At 58.3% G+C, this 17,154-nt stretch carries 16 protein-coding genes; 8 read left to right on the forward strand and 8 right to left on the reverse strand.

The genetic code is table 11. The annotated features are described in order from the left end of the window. Positions 1-64: 64 nt before the first annotated feature. Positions 65-1,012 (reverse strand): LysR family transcriptional regulator, encoded by a 948-nt coding sequence (locus SANT_RS04885; RefSeq protein WP_025421181.1) that lies wholly within the window; start codon positions 1,010-1,012, stop codon positions 65-67. A gap of 97 nt (positions 1,013-1,109) precedes the next feature. Between SANT_RS04885 and SANT_RS04890 the strand changes: the two genes are divergently transcribed. Both SANT_RS04890 and SANT_RS04895 read left to right on the forward strand, forming a co-directional pair. After that, complete coding sequence (locus tag SANT_RS04890) at positions 1,110-2,009, forward strand: DMT family transporter (protein ID WP_051440110.1); 900 nt, start codon at positions 1,110-1,112, stop codon at positions 2,007-2,009. Positions 2,010-2,198: 189 nt separating this feature from the next. Further along, entirely contained in the window at positions 2,199-2,711 is a 513-nt protein-coding gene (locus SANT_RS04895) for a GNAT family N-acetyltransferase (protein WP_025421183.1), read from the forward strand. On the opposite strand, the gene SANT_RS04900 is transcribed toward SANT_RS04895, so the two are convergent. After that, positions 2,689-3,402: a TetR/AcrR family transcriptional regulator gene (locus SANT_RS04900; protein ID WP_025421184.1), complete on the reverse strand. Its 714-nt coding sequence runs from the start codon at positions 3,400-3,402 to the stop codon at positions 2,689-2,691. The two genes, SANT_RS04895 and SANT_RS04900, sit on opposite strands and share 23 nt — an antisense overlap. A 205-nt stretch (positions 3,403-3,607) precedes the next feature. On the opposite strand from SANT_RS04900, the gene dgcN reads away from it, so the two are divergent. Genes dgcN through SANT_RS04920 form a run of 4 tightly spaced genes read left to right on the forward strand, consistent with a single transcriptional unit; the run spans position 3,608 to position 7,523 of the window. After that, entirely contained in the window at positions 3,608-4,615 is a 1,008-nt protein-coding gene (dgcN, locus tag SANT_RS04905; protein WP_025421185.1) for an N-acetyltransferase DgcN, read from the forward strand. Position 4,616: 1 nt separating this feature from the next. Then, on the forward strand, positions 4,617-5,630 hold the full coding sequence (gene dgcA, locus SANT_RS04910) for an N-acetyl-D-Glu racemase DgcA (protein WP_025421186.1): 1,014 nt from the start codon (positions 4,617-4,619) through the stop codon (positions 5,628-5,630). 2 nt (positions 5,631-5,632) lie between these two features. After that, on the forward strand, positions 5,633-6,691 hold the full coding sequence (locus SANT_RS04915; protein WP_025421187.1) for a P1 family peptidase: 1,059 nt from the start codon (positions 5,633-5,635) through the stop codon (positions 6,689-6,691). Between the two features lie 10 nt (positions 6,692-6,701). Beyond that, complete coding sequence (locus SANT_RS04920; RefSeq protein ID WP_025421188.1) at positions 6,702-7,523, forward strand: M55 family metallopeptidase; 822 nt, start codon at positions 6,702-6,704, stop codon at positions 7,521-7,523. A gap of 497 nt (positions 7,524-8,020) precedes the next feature. On the opposite strand, the gene cho is transcribed toward SANT_RS04920, so the two are convergent. After that, positions 8,021-8,884 carry an excinuclease Cho gene (cho, locus tag SANT_RS04925; protein ID WP_025421189.1) on the reverse strand — a complete coding sequence of 288 codons (864 nt, stop codon included), beginning with the start codon at positions 8,882-8,884 and terminating at the stop codon, positions 8,021-8,023. 497 nt (positions 8,885-9,381) lie between these two features. On the opposite strand from cho, the gene SANT_RS04930 reads away from it, so the two are divergent. Further along, on the forward strand, positions 9,382-9,891 hold the full coding sequence (locus tag SANT_RS04930) for a ferritin-like domain-containing protein (protein WP_025421190.1): 510 nt from the start codon (positions 9,382-9,384) through the stop codon (positions 9,889-9,891). Positions 9,892-10,851: 960 nt separating this feature from the next. On the opposite strand, the gene SANT_RS04940 is transcribed toward SANT_RS04930, so the two are convergent. The 3 genes from SANT_RS04940 to SANT_RS04950 all read right to left on the reverse strand — a co-directional run bounded on the left by SANT_RS04940 (position 10,852) and on the right by SANT_RS04950 (position 12,929). Beyond that, positions 10,852-11,349 (reverse strand): ferritin-like domain-containing protein, encoded by a 498-nt coding sequence (locus tag SANT_RS04940; protein ID WP_025421191.1) that lies wholly within the window; start codon positions 11,347-11,349, stop codon positions 10,852-10,854. Between the two features lie 597 nt (positions 11,350-11,946). Further along, entirely contained in the window at positions 11,947-12,396 is a 450-nt protein-coding gene (locus SANT_RS04945) for a DUF421 domain-containing protein (protein ID WP_025421192.1), read from the reverse strand. Positions 12,397-12,407: 11 nt separating this feature from the next. Further along, positions 12,408-12,929, reverse strand: coding sequence for a hypothetical protein (locus SANT_RS04950; RefSeq protein ID WP_025421193.1), 522 nt, complete (start codon positions 12,927-12,929; stop codon positions 12,408-12,410). Positions 12,930-13,217: 288 nt separating this feature from the next. Between SANT_RS04950 and SANT_RS04955 the strand changes: the two genes are divergently transcribed. Beyond that, the gene (locus SANT_RS04955) at positions 13,218-13,541 is read left to right on the forward strand and encodes a glucose PTS transporter subunit EIIB (RefSeq protein WP_025421194.1); all 324 of its coding nucleotides are present in this window, start codon (positions 13,218-13,220) and stop codon (positions 13,539-13,541) included. Between the two features lie 232 nt (positions 13,542-13,773). Here the strand turns inward: SANT_RS04955 and SANT_RS04960 are convergent, their stop codons facing one another. Beyond that, complete coding sequence (locus tag SANT_RS04960; RefSeq protein WP_025421195.1) at positions 13,774-15,426, reverse strand: dihydroxyacetone kinase subunit DhaK; 1,653 nt, start codon at positions 15,424-15,426, stop codon at positions 13,774-13,776. 388 nt (positions 15,427-15,814) lie between these two features. Next, positions 15,815-17,101 carry a Gfo/Idh/MocA family oxidoreductase gene (locus SANT_RS04965; RefSeq protein ID WP_025421196.1) on the reverse strand — a complete coding sequence of 429 codons (1,287 nt, stop codon included), beginning with the start codon at positions 17,099-17,101 and terminating at the stop codon, positions 15,815-15,817. Positions 17,102-17,154: the final 53 nt, after the last annotated feature.

Here is a 17,154-nt window from a genome sequence, read left to right on the forward strand (position 1 = left end):
GGAAAACGATTGACGTGACCGCTTATCCCCACCGGCGTCTTGCGTTCGTCGGCGCCGGACAGGGTTATGGCACCGGTGACGAGGAAGAGCGGTCGCCGGCGTTATCGGCTAAGGCCGCCGCCAGAAAATCTATAAATACCCGCATTTTGGGCGGCAACTGGGGATTGGGGCGATACAGCACCCAGGCCATACCTTGATAGGGGCCATCGTAACGCCATTGGGGCAATACCGGCACCAGCGTCCCCTCCGCCAGCGCGGCGGCGGCGGTAAAGTGCGGCAGGCAGGTAATGCCCAAATGCTCGAGGACTACCGCCATACGCGCTTCGCTGTGGTTGCTCACAAAACGGCCGTGCACCTCGACCTGTCGCCGCTGTTCACCCTGGCGGAATCGCCAGCGGTTATCCTCGGGCGTTTCCCCCAGCCAAATACAATCGTGCTGCGCTAAATCCTCCGGCTGTTGCGGCGTGCCGCGCCGGTTGAGGTAAAGCGGTGTGGCGCAGAGCAACTGCCGGACAAATGTCAGCGGCCGCCCCGCCAGATTCTCCGGCGGCCGGTCGCCGATGGCAATAAGCATGTCCAGGTCGCTGGCCAACAAATCCGGCAGGCTATCGGTCAACTGTAAGGCAACGTCCACCTGCGGATAACGCTGCAAAAAAGGGCCGATTAACGGGCCGATAACGAATTTGCCCAGCGCCTTGGGCACGCTTAGCCGCACCTGCCCCTGCGGGGCGGACATCGCGCTGTCGGAAATCGCCAGCACATCGCTGGCGCTGGACAGGATCCGCTGACAGCACAGGTATACCTCATGACCCGCCTCGTTCAGGCGCAAGCGGCGCGTGCTGCGTTCCAAAAGCCGCAATCCCAGCGCCTGCTCCAGTCTGGCTATCTGCCGGCTTACCGCCGAGGCGGTGGTGCCTAATTCGCGGGCGGCGGCGGAGAAGCTGCCTTTTTCCACCACTTTAACCAAGATCACCATATTGGGCAGCAGGGGGAGAAGTTGATTTGTTCTCATAAGGAATAAGTGTTGTGCATTTATCGGTAATTATTGCCGGAGCAACAAAAGAATATACTGCAACCCTTGCTAAAGATCATCGATTACGGATGTTGAAATGCTGAATATCGCGTTAGCGCGCCAAAGCCGTACGGCGCCACAGCTTGCCGATGCCATGCTGTTGCTGGTGGCGGTTATTTGGGGCAGCAGCTATGCCGCCACTAAACAGGCGCTCGCATTTTATCCGGTTCTGGGTTTTATCGCGCTGCGCTTTACCTTGACCTTCCTGGTGCTGGTGCCGCAACTGCGCGGCGCCGGCTTGACGGCCCTGCGTCCCGGGCTTCCGCTGGGGCTGATTCTGCTTGGGGTATTTATTTGCGAAACACAGGGCGTGGCGATTATCAGCGCCGGAAATGCGGCTTTTCTAATCAGCCTGTTCGTCATTTTTACGCCGTTGGTGGAATGGTTGGTGTGTCGAGGACGGCTCGACGGAAGATTAATGCTGGCGGCGCTGCTGTCGTTGCTGGGCGTTTATTGGTTGTGCGGTGGAAGCGCGCTGCGCCTGGGACGCGGGGAGTGGCTGGTGATAGCCGCCGCGCTGTTGCGCGCCTGTTTGGTGTGTTATACCCGGCGCCTGACCGCGCAGCGGGCGGTACCGGCGCTGGCGTTAACCGCGGTCCAGACCGGGGTCGTCGCGGCCGGCAGTTGGCTGCTGCTGCTCTTCACTTTTCGACAGCCGCCACCCTTGCCCGCGTCGTGGCAGTTTTGGGGGATCACCTTGTATCTGGCATTGTTCGCCACCCTGTTTGCCTTTTTCGCGCAGAATTATGCCGCCGGCCGTACTTCGCCTTCGCGGCTCTCGCTCCTGCTGGGCACCGAGCCGCTATTCGGCGCGCTGCTGGCGGCGCTGTTGCTTAATGAACATCTCACGGCGCTGGGTTGGGTCGGCGGCGGCTGCATTGTCGCCAGCCTGCTAATGGTGCTGACTCGACGCGCCCCGCCGCAGCAAGTCCCGTGAAATTGGCCGCCGGGTTGCGCAACGTTCGGCCGCGCTTGAGGTGCTGCGCCAGGGGCGCGGGACGACACCGCTAGCGCCTTTCTCCCGCGCTGCCGGCAATAACCTTTTGAGGTTGCCGCCATTGGATCCCGGCGCGCCTGCCTTTATGATGACTGGCCGAGACTTCCCCATCAATCACTGGACGAAATCATGCTGGAAATTCGCCTCGCCAGCCGCAAGGATGCCGATTCCCTGACCGCGCTGGGTTATGAGAGTTACATCGGACATTTTGGCCATCTTTGGCCGCAGAAACAGGCGCTGGCGGATTTTCTGGCGGATGATTTCGCGGCGCCATCGCTGGAGAAAAGCTTTGCAGAGCCACATTGCCACTGGCTGATAGCCAGCGTTGACGGCCAGGATGTTGGTCTGGCGAAGCTGTTGTGTGAGATGCCGAGACCGGATACCGGCTCTCTCGGCGGTCAATTGAAAAAGATCTATTTTCTGCGGGAATTTACCGGGCGCGGGTACGGCAGGCCGCTGTTTAGCGCGGTGGAGATGCTGGCCAGAGAAGCTCGGCAAACGCAGCTATGGCTGGAAGTGTTACCGCAAAATCACCAGGCCAAAGCTTTTTACCTCAGCCAGCAGATGGCGGTCAGCGGTGAAACCGCTTACGAGCGCGAAAGTCGCTATACGCCTTTGCTCATTTTGAGCAAGGCGCTGTAGCCGGAGGGGCCGTCATGGGAGGGTCCAGCAGACGCAGCGCCAGCGCGGCGACCGCCGTCATCTCTTCATGTTGCCGACCGGCTTTGCCGACCACGCGCATCCCCTGTAGCACCGCCAGCATGAGTAAGGCGCTATGTTCCACATTCAGCGCCGGATCCACCGAGCCATCTTCCTGACCCAGGCGGATAAACGCCGCAAGGCGGCTTTGGTTGGCGTCCAACGCCTGACGTACCGGCCGCGCCAGCGCATCCTCCAGCGCGGATAATTGCGCCGTGCTGCCGGCCACCAGACAGCCGCGAATACCCTCAGCGCCTTGGGAGAGCGCGGCGTAATCCTGCAGCAGCACCGCCACCTTGTCGCGTCCGGTGACCGCCTGGGCCAGCGCCTGGCGCGTGTGTTCGCGCCGCTGGCAAAGATAGCGATCAAACACCTGTAAAAAAAGCGTCTGCTTATCGTTAAAGGCTTTGTAAATGCTCCCCACGGTCAAACCCATGCCTGCGGCCAGGTCGGCCACGGAGGCGGCATGGAAGCCTTTGGCGCGGAAAACCTGCATCGCCCGGTCCAGCGCCTGTTCGGTATCGAATTGCCGCGGCCGGCCGCGCCCGTCCGACGCCGGTGGCCGGGGAATGCCCGTGGACGGACGCGTTGTCGCTGTGCCGGCCGGGCCGATGTATTCAGGGGTTTTGCGCATGGCATGATTATAGGAAAGGTTCTTTTCCTAAACAAGCCCGGCGCGGGTGCCTGCGCCGAGCTAACGTCTTGTCTTGGGCGATTTAGGCCGGCGAGCGGCTGCCAGGGGATAGCCTAAGGTTATACCCTGCCGCTAAACGGGTATTCGTTTTTCGCTAGATGTGGTGGAATGATGGAGGTCGGTTTAGTTTATTGAGAGTACCGCTATGCTGATTCCGCAACCCTATCTGCTTTTTCTCGGCGATGTCACCGACCCGCTGGCGGCGAAAACCGCCCGCGGTATTCAAGTGTGGCGTCCCGATCACTGCCTTGGCCAGTTGCGTTTGCCAGGCTGCACGGTTTCCCTCGGCCTTGAGGAGATCGGCATCGAGGATGCCGCGGCGCGAGGCGCCCGCACCCTGGTGCTAGGTACCGCCAACGCCGGCGGTTTCCTGCCGCCGCACTGGCTGGAAACGGTTCGTTCGGCCATTCGCGCCGGTATGAATATCGCCAGCGGCCTGCATGAGCAACTGTCCGCGACGCCGGGTTTGGCAACGCTGGCGGAGCAGCACGGCGTCAGGTTATTTGATGTGCGTCATCAGCGGCCGGCTCTGGCGGTCGGCAGCGGGAAACCCCGCGCCGGTAAACGGGTGCTGACGGTGGGTACCGACTGCTCGGTGGGCAAAATGTATACCTCGCTGGCGCTGGAAGCGGCCATGCGCGAGCGCGGGATGAAAGCCGATTTCCGCGCCACCGGCCAGACCGGCATTCTGGTGGCGGGAGAAGGGATTGCCATCGACGCGGTGGTGGCCGATTTTATCGCTGGCGCCGCGGAGGCGCTGTCGCCGGCCAATGATGCCGATCATTGGGATATTGTTGAAGGGCAGGGGTCGCTGTTTCATCCTTCCTATGCCGGGGTCAGCATGGGCTTGCTCCATGGCGCTCAACCGCACTGGTTGGTGATGTGCCACGAAATGGATCGTCCCCACATGCGCCACCTCCCTCATCAACCGATGGTGACGCTGGAGGTCTGTGTCGAAGCCAATTTACGCGCCGCGGCGGTCACCAGCCCCGGGGTGAAGCTGGCAGGATTCGCGCTCAATACCTCCGGCGCCGGCGAGGCGCAGGCGCGAGACTATTGCCGCCGGCTGAGTGAACAATTCGGGGTACCGGCAACCGATCCGGTACGTTTTGGCATCGGGGGCATCGCTCGCCTGCTCCAGGAGCAAGGGTGACATGCGAACGCTAACGATTGAAACGCTCGAGCTGCCGCTGGCGCGGCCGTTTGTTATTGCGCGCGGCGCGCGCACCGCGGTGCCGGTCGTGCGGGTTACGCTAACGGAGGACGGCGTCAGCGCCAGCGGCGAGTGCAGTCCGAACGCCCGCTATCAGGCGTATCCCGACGGCATATGCCGCCAGTTGGAGACGCTGCGCGCGGCGATTGAGACCGGTTTGAGCCGCCAGCAGCTCGGCCGCCTATTGCCGCCCGGTTCGGCGCGCAACGCGCTGGATTGCGCGCTGTGGCGGCTTGAGGGGGCGCTGCGCGGTCAGTCGCTGTGGCAACTGACGGGCCGCACGCCGCCGGCCGCCGGCGCTATTGTGTGTGCACAAACGTTGAGCCTCGGGCCGGCGGCGTCAATGGCGTCCGCGGCGGCCGAGGCAGTAGGCGGCGGCGCGCGGCTGCTGAAAATCAAACTGGACCGGCAGCAGATCCTGGAAAAAGTCGCCGCTATTCGCGCCAGCGCGCCGCGCGCTACGTTGATTATCGATGCCAATGAGGCGTGGGCCGGCGTCGATCTGGCGAGTTTGTTCGCCGCGCTGCAGACCTACGGCATCGCCATGATTGAACAACCGCTGCCCGCCGGCCAGGACGCCGATCTGCTGCGCTGCGTGCATCCTATCCCGATTTGCGCCGATGAAAGTTGTCATAGCGCGGTTGATATCGCCGGTTTGCGCGGCCGTTATGACATGATCAATATTAAGCTGGACAAGTGCGGCGGCCTTAGCGAAGCGCTGGCGATGGTGGCGGAAGCCAAGTTACAGGGCATGCGGGTGATGGTGGGTTGTATGCTGGGCTCCTCGCTGGCGATGGAGGCGGCGTTGCCGGTGGCAATTGACGCGGAATTCGTCGATTTGGATGGGCCTTTGTGGCTCGCGCAGGACGCGGCGCCGCACTTGCAATATGGCCAGGGTCAGGTGAGCTGGGTGCCGTTGGCGGGCGCCCAACTCACCGCAAACGGCGGGGCGTGACGATGGACGATTATTTGCATCAGCAGCTGCGGCTGCTGCTGGGACGCTGGCGCGACAGCGGCCTGGTGGCGCTGCCGCGCGTGCCCTGCGGCGCTCGTAACGATATCAGCGATGTGGCGGGGGTTACCGTCGGCCATGCGACGCTGGCCGCGGGGGACATCCAGACCGGCGTGACGGCTATCGTGCCGCCGGGAGACAATCTCTTTACCGCACCGCTGCCGTGCGGCGCAGCGGTGTTGAACGGTTTTGCCAAGCCCGTCGGGCTGGTACAGGTTGCCGAGCTGGGGCTGTTGCAAACGCCGATTTTATTAAGTAATACCCTGGCTGTCGGCACGCTGTTTACTACGCTTGTGCGCGAGGCTATCGCGCGCAACCCCGAACTTGGCCGCACGCTGCCGACGGTGAACCCGCTGGCGCTGGAATGCAACGACGGCTGGCTTAACGATATCCAGGCGCTGGCCGTCACTGAAGAGGTGGCGCGTCAGGCGCTGTCCCAGGCTTCGGAACAGATAGCGCGCGGCAGCGTTGGCGCCGGGCGCGGCATGAGCTGTTTCGGCCTAAAAGGGGGGATCGGCAGCGCTTCGCGGCGGTGCTCGTCGTTAAACGCCACGCTGGGCGTGCTGGTGTTGGCCAATTTCGGCACGCTCTCCTCTCTGACGCTGGACGGCGTTCAATTGGGGGCCGCCGTCGCGCCGCTGTTGCCGGAGTTGGCGCCCCAGCAGGATGCCGGCTCGGTAATCGTTATCATGGCGACCGACGCGCCGCTCGACGGTCGCCAGCTATCACGGATCGCCCGGCGCGCCGGTGCGGGACTAGGGCGCATCGGCAGTTATTGGGGACACGGTTCCGGCGATATCGCCCTGGCGTTCTCAACCGATCCCCTACCCAGGCCGCCGGCGGATGATGCGCTGGAGCCACTGCTGGCCGCGGCGGCCGACGCCACCGAGCATGCGGTGGTGGATGCGTTGTTGAGCGCTACCCCCGTTACCGGTTTTCGCGGGCATCATCGCCCCGCGCTGCGGCAGGTGCTGGACAGCCTGGCGCAGCGTTATCTTCATTAAGGAGCCGCACATGCGGGTATTTATTTCGGCGGATATAGAGGGCATAGCCGGCGTGACCGGCCGAGAACAGTGCCGGGCCGGCAGCGTGGAGTACCCGCTGGCGCGTGCGCTGATGGAACAGGAAGTCAACGCCGCGATCGAAGGGGCTTTCGCCGGCGGCGCCAGTGAGGTGGTCGTGGCGGACAGTCATGGCGCGATGGAAAACCTGCGCGCCGATAGGATAGATCCGCGCGCGCGGCTGTTGCAGGGTAAACCGCGGCCGCTGTCGATGGCGGAAGGGCTTCAGCAACAGCCTTTCGACGGTATGATGTTTATCGGCTATCACAGCGCCGCCGGCGAATTCGGCGTGCTGGCTCACACCATTAACGGCCGGGCTTTTTACCGCGTGACCATTAATGGCGAAGTGATGGCGGAAAGCGACATTTACGCCGCCCTGGGCGCGGAGTGGAAGACGCCGCTGTGGCTGGTCAGCGGAGACGACATGCTACAGCGATGGATCGCGCGGTATTATCCCTTTGCCGGTTACGCCTGCGTAAAACGCGCCATTTCGCAAAATGCGGCGGAGTCCCTTAGCCCAGCGCAGGCGCAGGCCGTAATTCGCCAAGCCGCCGAGCGCGCCGTACGGGAGGGAGGCGGCACGCTGGCGTCGCGGATCGCCCCACCTTACCGGTTGGAAGTGATGGTAGCGCGGCCGGCGCTGGCGGATCTTTTCTGCCTGGTGCCCGGCGTCGGCCGTAGCGATGCGTTAACGGTGCATTATACCCGCGAGGATATGGCGTCGTTGGTGGGTTTGCTTAGCGCCTTTTCGGTGCTGGCGACCGGGCAAGGATGAGACGCCCGAGCACGTCGCGAAAAGTAACATTAATCCTGTAGGTTGAGGGCGGTTAGCTTGACGGTCGATCGCTTTTAGGCATCTAATAGACGGTGCTCAACGGTGCTCAACGGTGCTCAACGGTGCTCAACGGTGCTCAACGGTGCTCAACGGTGCTCAACGGTGCTCAACGGTGCTCAACGGTGCTCAACGGTGCTCAACGGTGCTCAACGGTGCTCAACGGTGCTCAACGGTGCTCAACGGTGCTCAACGGTGCTCAACGGTGCTCAACGGTGCTCAACGGTGCTCAACGGTGCTCAACGGTGCTGTCCCTGCGATCGCGCCGCCGGTGTTGACCGGTGAAGGACCCTGCGCCAATGGTGGAAGCTGTAGGGGCGTTAGCGCCGCTTACCCTTATCGCCGCGGGGGCAAAAGCGGTGACCGGGTCTCCGTCACTCGCTGTGGGCGCCTCAGCGCAAGCAGAGGCCGGGAAGGGGGGCCGACCTGGCGCGAGGGCGTCAGGTCAGTTCAATGATGTCATGGCGGCCGCTCATGATAGGCCCGCACAAAATTTTATAACCGTCGCTGTCAAAACTGGGGGATACCGTGCGCAGCCCGGCGGCTTGCGCCAGCGTTTCCACCGATCCGAGATAGAACCAATTATCCACCACATGGATCTGTCGCCGATCGCCATCCGTTTCCACCAGTCCCACCGGGCCTGAATAAGGCCAACAGAAAATCCGCATCTGCCCCAGCGCATCCATCAGTCTTAGGTGATGATCTTCCCGGCTCTCCCGGCCGCAACAGGCTCCGGCGCAGCGGCCAAGATGATGGCGAAAACACGGCCGGCCGTGGCTTACACGCTCCAGTCCAAGTAGGGAATAGCATAATTGCTCGCTGTCGCCGATAGCGAGAAGCGATTGCTGCGCCGCGCGACGGCTGGAATACAGGCCGTAGAGATCCGGCGTGCGGGCAAAATCAATTTCTTTGGCGCTGACGATGGACGGCACGCCCTGTACCACCTGGATGGAGCAAAGCTGACGGTTGCGACGCAGCCGTTTATTATGCAAAGGCTGCAGCTGCTTTATCATTTGTGCTTCGAGCAGTAGCGCGCCGATTTCGCCAGCGGTACGGTGAAAGCTGATACGGCGGGCCTGGCGCAGCATGCGGGCTTCTTCCGCGGTTCGCAAATGCGACATCACCCGGCTGCGAATATTGACGCTTTTGCCGACATAAAGCGGCATCACGTCGCTGTCGCTGTGGAAGACATAGACGCCGGGGGAGGAAGGCAGATCGACAATAAAAGGACGAAGATGCTCCGGGTATTGATAAGCCTCGGCGGGATCAAATTCCCGGCGCGCGGCGGACAACGGTTTATGCACTGACGGTAATCCATTTTTACTGTTATTATATACAGCTTATCAGTTATTGTTACCGCCTTAAAGTATAAAATTGCGTCACAGAAGGATAATTGTTGCGCAAACAGAAGAAATCGCTGGTGCCCCCGAGCGTTACGCTTGGCGTTATCGGTGCATGACTTGTGTTCATTTTCATCGCGGATTTTCCGTTATGGGACGAATTGCGACAGGGACAGCAGGCTTACCGGGCGATGAATCGATAATGTAACAACGGGGCGATACTTGAAAAGCCGTGCTTAAAACAATGTGTTAACCTGGCGGAAAATTAATGGAAAGGGCAATAAACCTAACCGCCAGAAACTCTTTTTTGCGACATGACATGTTTAGCCAAGCGCGATCTTCTCCGCCTTTCACGGAAAAATAACGTCACCCGTTACTGGCGAAATACCCGATCGAGACTAAACTTAAAGCGTGAAGAACATTATTTTTTTATTATATTATTTGTGCTCAAGAGGTTTATTATGGCCGATTTACACGAGAATTATCTTGACTGGTTACGTGATGCCCATGCAATGGAAGAGCAGGCTGAGACCATGCTTAAAAAAATGGCCGGCCGACTCGAACATTATCCCGTTTTGGAAACTCGAATCAAACAGCATATTGATGAAACACGCGAACAGCAGCGTTTAGTGGAATCAATTATCAAACGCTATGATTCATCATCGTCGACATTTAAAGACGTCACCGCCAAAATGGCCGCCATCGGTCAGGCAATGGGCGGAATGCTCGCGTCGGACGAGGTAGTTAAAGGCGCCATTAGCGGCTACGTGTTTGAAAATCTGGAAATCGCATCTTATACCTCTCTGATTGCCGCCGCGAAAGCGGTGGGGGATACCGAAGGTGAACGCATTTTGACGCAAATTTTGGCGCAGGAAAAAGCGATGGCATCCTGGCTGTTGGAACACTTGCCGGAAGTGACGCAACAGTTCATGATGCGCTCGAAGGCGCCCCATACCGAAGCCCGAAAATAGTATCCTGATGCCAAGCTCTTTCTCTTTTCATTAAACCGGGTTTCGCCCGGTTTTTTTCTCACCTTTCCACGCTCTGGTATTCTTCCTGCCCACAAATTTACAGGGGGTAAATTCCTGGCTTTTTTGCTGCATCGCCAACTAGATTAATTTTTAGCACAGGCGAAAATACGCTTAAGCGAGCGTATGCACGGGCAAGCGATAATGTTTTATCCTAGGGCGCTTGCACACGCCATCCCAAAGTAAGTGCTCATTTAGCGGCAAAAAGTTGTCGATGAATATATCTGTCTGCGTTTGCCTCAATGGCTTATCATCCCCACTAAGGGGGTCGAAAGGGGGCAGGTGTGACATTAACGCCGGGCGCTTAACTGCGGGGCTTTGGTAATTGCGGAGGCTTATGGTAATCCAGGAAGGTAAAAGCGCCGGCCGATAACGGCTAGGGTGGATAATTTAACCGCGCTAAATTGCGTATTGGGTTTGATTATTCTGGCATAACTGCGATGCTGCCAAATCGCCAAATCGCCAAATCGCCAAATCGCCAAATCGCCAAATCGCCAAATCGCCAAATCGCCAAATCGCCAAATCGCCAAGTCGCTGTCGCGCCTGCGGGCTGACCCCTTAGCTCGCGGGCCACATGCCAGATGCGAGGAAAATCATCGGCTTAGCGATCGCTTATCCGCCACGCATTAATGCAGCGTACCCCGCGCTCAGACCGCAATGCCCCAACGTCAGTCATCGTATAATGGCACCGCTGAGTCAAGGTGGAGGGCGGAGCGTATATTACCAACGTGATATCGCTTAGCCCCGCCAACTGTTCTCAACTGTTCGATAAGCAGTAAAACCCTCGACAGGCTCTCAGCAGGCTAGAAACGCGGCCAAGGGCGATTTAGGGGGGGTTAAAGGGATAATAAGGCCGTTTCACGCTGGCTGCGGGACCCCTCAAGCGCCCCGGCCAGGCCGCCGTTATCTCTTGCCGGCTTTACTGTTAACGCCACCGGTGGCGAGCTTTGATAATTTCACATCGGTGGCCTTTTCTTCCTGAAGGGTCTCGTCGAGAAGTGTTTTTGCCTCACTGTAGCCTAGCAACCCGGCTAAAGTACTCAAGGTACCGTAAGTAGCGATTTCATAGTGCTCAACCTTCTGCGCGGCGCCAATTAAGCCGGCATCACGCACGGGGCCTTTTTCCACTTCCTCGATAATTTCCTGCGATTCCTCGACTAACCCTTCCATCGCCATACATTTCATACGCTTTATTTTAACGCCCGGCGTCACTTCCACCAATTTGTCGAGTCGTTCGATTTGTCCCTGCGTTTCTTCCAAATGTAATTTAAATCCCTCAATTAACTGCGGTTCGGTAGCGGCTCGGGCCATTTTAGGCAGCGCTTTGGTGATCTGTTTCTCCGCACTATAAACATCGGAGAGAGAATGAATAAATAAATCTTCCAGGGTCTTAACGTTCATTATTGTCACCTTGTCAGTAATATCATAAAAATAGTAATATTGTCATGGACATAATAAATAATGGCTGGCGTTTTTAAAAAATGGCACAAAAAGCCAATAAACTAAGCTTAGGTTAGGTTTGTGTATTCAACAATGTTATATATCAATAAAATTCCCCGTTGAACTTTTTTGATTGGGTGTGCAACGTTATCAATGCGTTGTCGCCCGTGCCACCCAAGCGGTAAAAAAAAGCCGATTTGTTTCATAGCGCAAAATGCCTTGGTGTCGAGGGTAATCGACAAATAAAGAATTTTCTTAGGTTATTATCAGCTCATCGCTCGCGCATTCCTCCATAATCAGAAAAGGTTTTGCTAATGCCGCTCTGGCGACGCGATCTGCCACGTCCTTCATACCGGCGGCCGGGACGGAACACACCAGCGGGACGGTCGATAAACGCGACGGTGAGAACCCTGCCGCGGGTTAAGCGCGGCAGGTACCACTCGCCGTTTAAGGCCTCGGCCGTTGCGCAAATCTGTTGATATTAACGGGCCAGCGAGCACCGGCCTGATGATCGTTTCTGCCGCCCGCAGGGCAAGCTGTCGATAACCTCACAGACGGTTAGTTATCCTCCTTCGGAATGATGGTAATTTTGCCATTTTGTTCAAGTATCGCGTAGCGAATGCGCTCCAGCGACAATATTCCGTCTGATTTGCGGGCGCTGGTTAATAAATCATCGTGACTGATATTCATTTTTTTCATTCGGAGTTCAAGGATTTTACCGTCATCGATGAGCAGTACCGGTGGTCCGTCCATTGCCAACCAGACCAACTGAGATTTGCCTTTAAGAAAAGATAATGCAATATCCATTACGATTAACGTGACGATAGCGATAGCGGCGCCCACCAATGAGAAGTCCTCGCCCAAAATGGCCTGTTGGCAGGCTTCACTGATTATCAATAGCAAAATGAAGTCGAAACTGTTCATTTCCAGCAAGGTGCGCCGGCCGGAAATACGAAAAACGACAATTAACAGTATATAAATAAATCCCGCACGTAATACCATATCCATGTTTCATCACCTTATGGATAAACTAGCTGATTAAACGTAATTTTCTCCGTCCCGGAAGTCATTATGGTATTGGTAAAATAACCCATTTTATTGGGTTTGAGAGTAATATACATGCTATACCATTGATCTTTCTCAGGAATGCTTTGGGTCAGCGTCAGGGTATTATTATTAAGACTGGCGGATTGCGGCTGCGGCTGAATATATTCAATATCAAAATTGTTAATGATATTGCCCGTCAGCTTGATTTGCATGGCGTTTTCTTTATTGATCCTTACATGAATAACATAATGGGTGTCGGTAGTGTTGCGCGCAAAACGATCGTACTCCAGCTTGAGATTGCCCGAGGAGCTTTGCCTAGAGGCATCGCTCATCAAACCCTGTGAAAACAGTCCAAGCGCCGCCAACAGTACGAATAAAAACAGCAAGAACGTGCCCCAGCGCTGTAATGTCCAGGCGAGGCGTTGGAACGCCATATGTTCTTGCACCGGATATTGTCTACTGCGGTAATCATCGGATGCGGACTTATTCTCCATGCTTATTACCTCAAAAGGCCTGCCGTCGGGTGAACGCTCTTTTTCCTCGAAGCGCCTTGGCAAGTATAGATGTAAAAAAACGGTATAGAGCAAATCGCTAACCGTAGGGCATAGCCATGGCGCGTTCAGGTCGGCGGCGCTAGGATGAAAGCGACTTAGTTTAAACGTAAGGAATAACGAGTCGGCGTAGGGAAACGAGCGGTGGGCGGCGGCATGCCAAACGGCCTGAAACGGACGTGACGCGTTCCATGCCGGAATGGCTTGATCGGGATAATGAGGAATAACGCTATGCTAAATATTGTTGAGTTTGTCCGTTTTGTTCGTGAAAGAATGCATCAGGCCCAGCATCCGGAGCCGGGCGATCCGGATCTCGCTGCATTGATTGCCGCCCTCGGCGGGCGGTGGAATATCCGTGAAGTGGATGCCTGTATCACTCGGCTGCGGGTGACGGTCAAGGATTTAGCTAAAGTGAACAGCGGCACCATTCAGAGTCTGGGGGCGCTGGGGGTGATCATTTTGGGGCATCAAGTGCAGGCCATCTTCGGCAAGCGTTCCGACAATCTAAAGCGGGAATTGGAAGAGCGCTTCGGTTTGGATGAGACCGCAAAATAAAAACCGGCGCATGCGCCTTGCGCTTCGCTGCACGCCTTGAACACGGCCGCAGAGCGACCGTTGCGGCGCGCATCGCCCCTCTCCTGGCAACCAGCGTTGCCGCCTTCTTGGCGGCGCGCATCGCCCCTCCCCTGGCAACCTGCGTTGCCGCTTTCTTGGCGGCGCGTTGGCCAGGCCGCCGGCGGTGGCGCGCTGCGCCGTTGCAGGGAAGGAGGGCGCCAAAAGGGGGCGTTTACCCCGCTTGCGCCGCCAGATTAGCAAACGCTTTCTCTATCGCATACGCGCCCGGATCTTTATGGCCGGTGAGGTTGTCGCTATTGAGATAGGCGGACCGGCCGGCGTTCGCCTTATCCATAGCAGCGGTGGCGTCGGCCCCCGCGCGGGCGGCATCCGCCGCATGGCGCAGGTCAGCGCCCTCGGCCAGCGCCTCCAGCGCCGGTTGCAGCGCATCGATAAGGGTACGGTCGCCGCGCTCGGCGCCGCCGTAATGTTTCATTTGCTGAAGGCCGGCCAGCAGCGCCTGCGCCAACGGTTGGCCTTCGGCCACCTGCTGACCGGCCGCGGTAAAGAATATTGACATCAATACGCCGCTGGAGCCGCCCATAATGGTGGCCAGTTTATCGCCTATTAGCGTCAGCAGCGCCGCGGGATCGTCCTGGGGTAATTGACCTTCACGGTTCAGCGTGGCGATTTCACGTGCGCCGGCGGCGAAGGTGGTGCCGGTATCGCCGTCTCCCACCAGGCTATCAAGCCGGTTAAGCTCGTTTTCCAGCGTCAGCAGGGTTTCGGTAACGACGTCGATAATATTACCCGTGCGGGCGTTAACGGATGGCGTGACGCGTGTCGTTTGGCGGGGATTAGCGGCTTGTTGCCGAGTCAGCGGTTGCCAGCGCACCGCCGGTTGCCAGCCGGCGGTTTCCACCTCCGCTAGCAGCGCGGTGGTCAGGGTAGCGTCCAGCGCCAGCAACGACAGCGAGAACCCCTTCATATCCAGCGCACTGACCAGCGGCGCCGGGCCGATAAGATAGCTCAGGCGATCGCGCAACGCAGAATGGACCAGCTCTTTGGTGAGCACGCTCATTTCCAGGGGAGAGACGCCGCCAAGGTTGTTTATCAGCGCCGCCACAGGCCCCTGGGCGGGGAGATGGGCGCTGAGCTTATCCACCATCACCTGGATAAGTTCGCGGCTATTAACGGTCGGCAGCGTCTGCGCGCCCGGCTCGCCGTGTATGCCCAGTCCCAGTTCGACATGGCCGTCTTTGATGCGTGCAGCGCCGCCTTCTTCTTCCGGTAGGTTACAGCCGGTCATCGCCACGCCAATACTGGCGGTTGCGCCGATAGCTTTCTGCGCCAGCGCGGTCACCTCCGCAAGCGTAAGCCCCTGCTCGGCCGCGTAGCCGGCAATTTTATGGATAAGGGCGGTCCCGGCGATGCCGCGCGGCTGCTTGTTGTCCGGCAGGGAGATATCGTCATCTACCATCACCAGCTCGACCCGATAGCCCAGGCGTTTAGCTTTCTCCGCCGCCAACCCGAAGTTAAGGCGATCGCCGGTATAGTTTTTCACAATTAACAGACAACCCGGCTCGCCGGTAACCGCGAGAATAGCGCTGAGAACGGCATCGACGCTGGGGGAGGCGAAAATATCGCCGCAAACCGCCGCGGTCAGCATCCCTTTGCCGACAAATCCCACGTGGGCCGGCTCATGGCCCGAGCCGCCGCCGGAAATCAGCGCGACCCGATCTTTTTGCCACTCTTTACGCACCACGACCCGGATAAAGGGGTCCACGTCGAGCTGAACGAGGTTTTGCCAGCGTGAACCGACAATCGTGCCCTCAATGGCATCATTGACCAGGGCGTTGCGGGTGTTCATAAAAAATTTGGACATAGGGCAAAAACCTTTTCTGGGTAGGCTGGAAATGCCGCCGTGGCTGCCGGTGCCGCAGGCCGGCGGCGGTGAATAGGTTGCTATCCTAATGATTATAATTGATATTGATGGGGTTGCATTGATATGGCTGGTGTTATCGCGATATCACTGGCGATACAGCAATGTGGCCGTTGGCAGCGATAGGTGAGCGTTAGCGCACTATCGCTGGCGACACGGTATTGTGGCCGGCGCGGGAGCGATATGGCGAGCGTTATTGCGACAGCAATGGTGGCATAGCAATATCGCTGGTGGCCAGAGCTTTAGCGTTCGCCACGCCGCTAAAGCGATTCTCCCCCTTCGCCGCCGCAGGGAGAATCTGGAGGGGCGGTGCCAGGGCCGCAGTAAGCGGTCAATCGGGCAACGAAATCGCTAACGCGCTAATCTTAACCGGCGCTTCGGTGCGCAAAGAACGGTTGGCGGCGATACCGGTCATTATCGACAGCGCGCCGTCGCGAAATCCCGCGGCGCGCCGTAATGGATCATCCACCGGCGCGCCAAACAGATCGTTTAGCATCACCCGATCGCCGCCGCCGTGGCCGCCGGCCTGAGGCGGGACGTCTACCCGGTACGCGTCGCCAAACATCGGGAACACGCGGATATCACACTCGTCCAGCGCGCCTTCCTGCGCCTGTTCGCCGCCGCCGTTGACATAGGATTTTTCTACCAGTTTCATTTCAAGTCTTCCTTGGCTGCCGTTGAACACCACGTTGAGCCCTTCCCAAGGGAGATAAGCGTTAAGCGAATAGGTCATGATGGCACGGTTTTTATAGCGCACCATCACCCCCATGACGTCCTCAATGCTGATGCCGTCGTCAAACACGCTTTTATCGCGAAAATAGCCGTCTTCCTGTTCCGCTTCCAGATAAAGGGCGCGCAGGGTCGGGCTTGGCGCCATGTGCAGCGCGAAGGGGTCGCGCTCGGCCGCCGGGTTTTGGTGGCAGCGAGCGTAGAAATCCGTGATGCCGCGCTGTTCGGCGTTAGCCCGGCCGTAAAAACGTAAATCTCCCTGGGCGTAAACCGTCTCCGGCTCGCTACCCAGCCAGAAATTGACCAAATCGAAATGATGCGTCGATTTATGGACCAGCAGCCCGCCGCTGTTGCGTTTATCGCGATGCCAGCGGCGAAAATAATCCGCGCCGTGCTGGGTATTCAGCAGCCATTCAAAATGAACCGAGAAGACCTCGCCAATGGTACCGGCCGCCAGCAGCTCGCGGATTTTGCTGTGGTGCGGCGCGTAGCGATAATTGAAAGTGACGCGTAACTGCCTGCCGGTGCGCCGGATAGCGTCCAGAATAGCCTGGCACTTATCTTCATCGATAGTCATCGGTTTTTCGCTGACCACATCGCAGCCCAGTTCCATCGCCCGCACGATATAATGATGATGGGTGCGATCGATAGAGGTGACGATGACCACATCCGGTCGAGTCTCGGCGATCATGCGATCGAATTCCTGCGCATGATAGAGCGTTACCGGCGCGTGTCCCCGTGCGCCGATGAGCCGGTTGGCGTAGGCCATTCTGACGCGGTTGGTATCGCAGAACGCCACCCAGCGCGCCCGGACGCTGAAATCCGTCGCGATGGCGTTGATATAAAGACCGGCGCGTCCCCCGGTGCCGACTAACGCATATTTTTTCATTGGTTACCTCTTGATTTACTGGATGAGCCGTCGTGTTATTGACAGCCTAAGCG

Origin of the sequence: Sodalis praecaptivus (assembly GCF_000517425.1) — a bacterium.
Taxonomy (GTDB): domain Bacteria; phylum Pseudomonadota; class Gammaproteobacteria; order Enterobacterales; family Enterobacteriaceae; genus Sodalis_A; species Sodalis_A praecaptivus.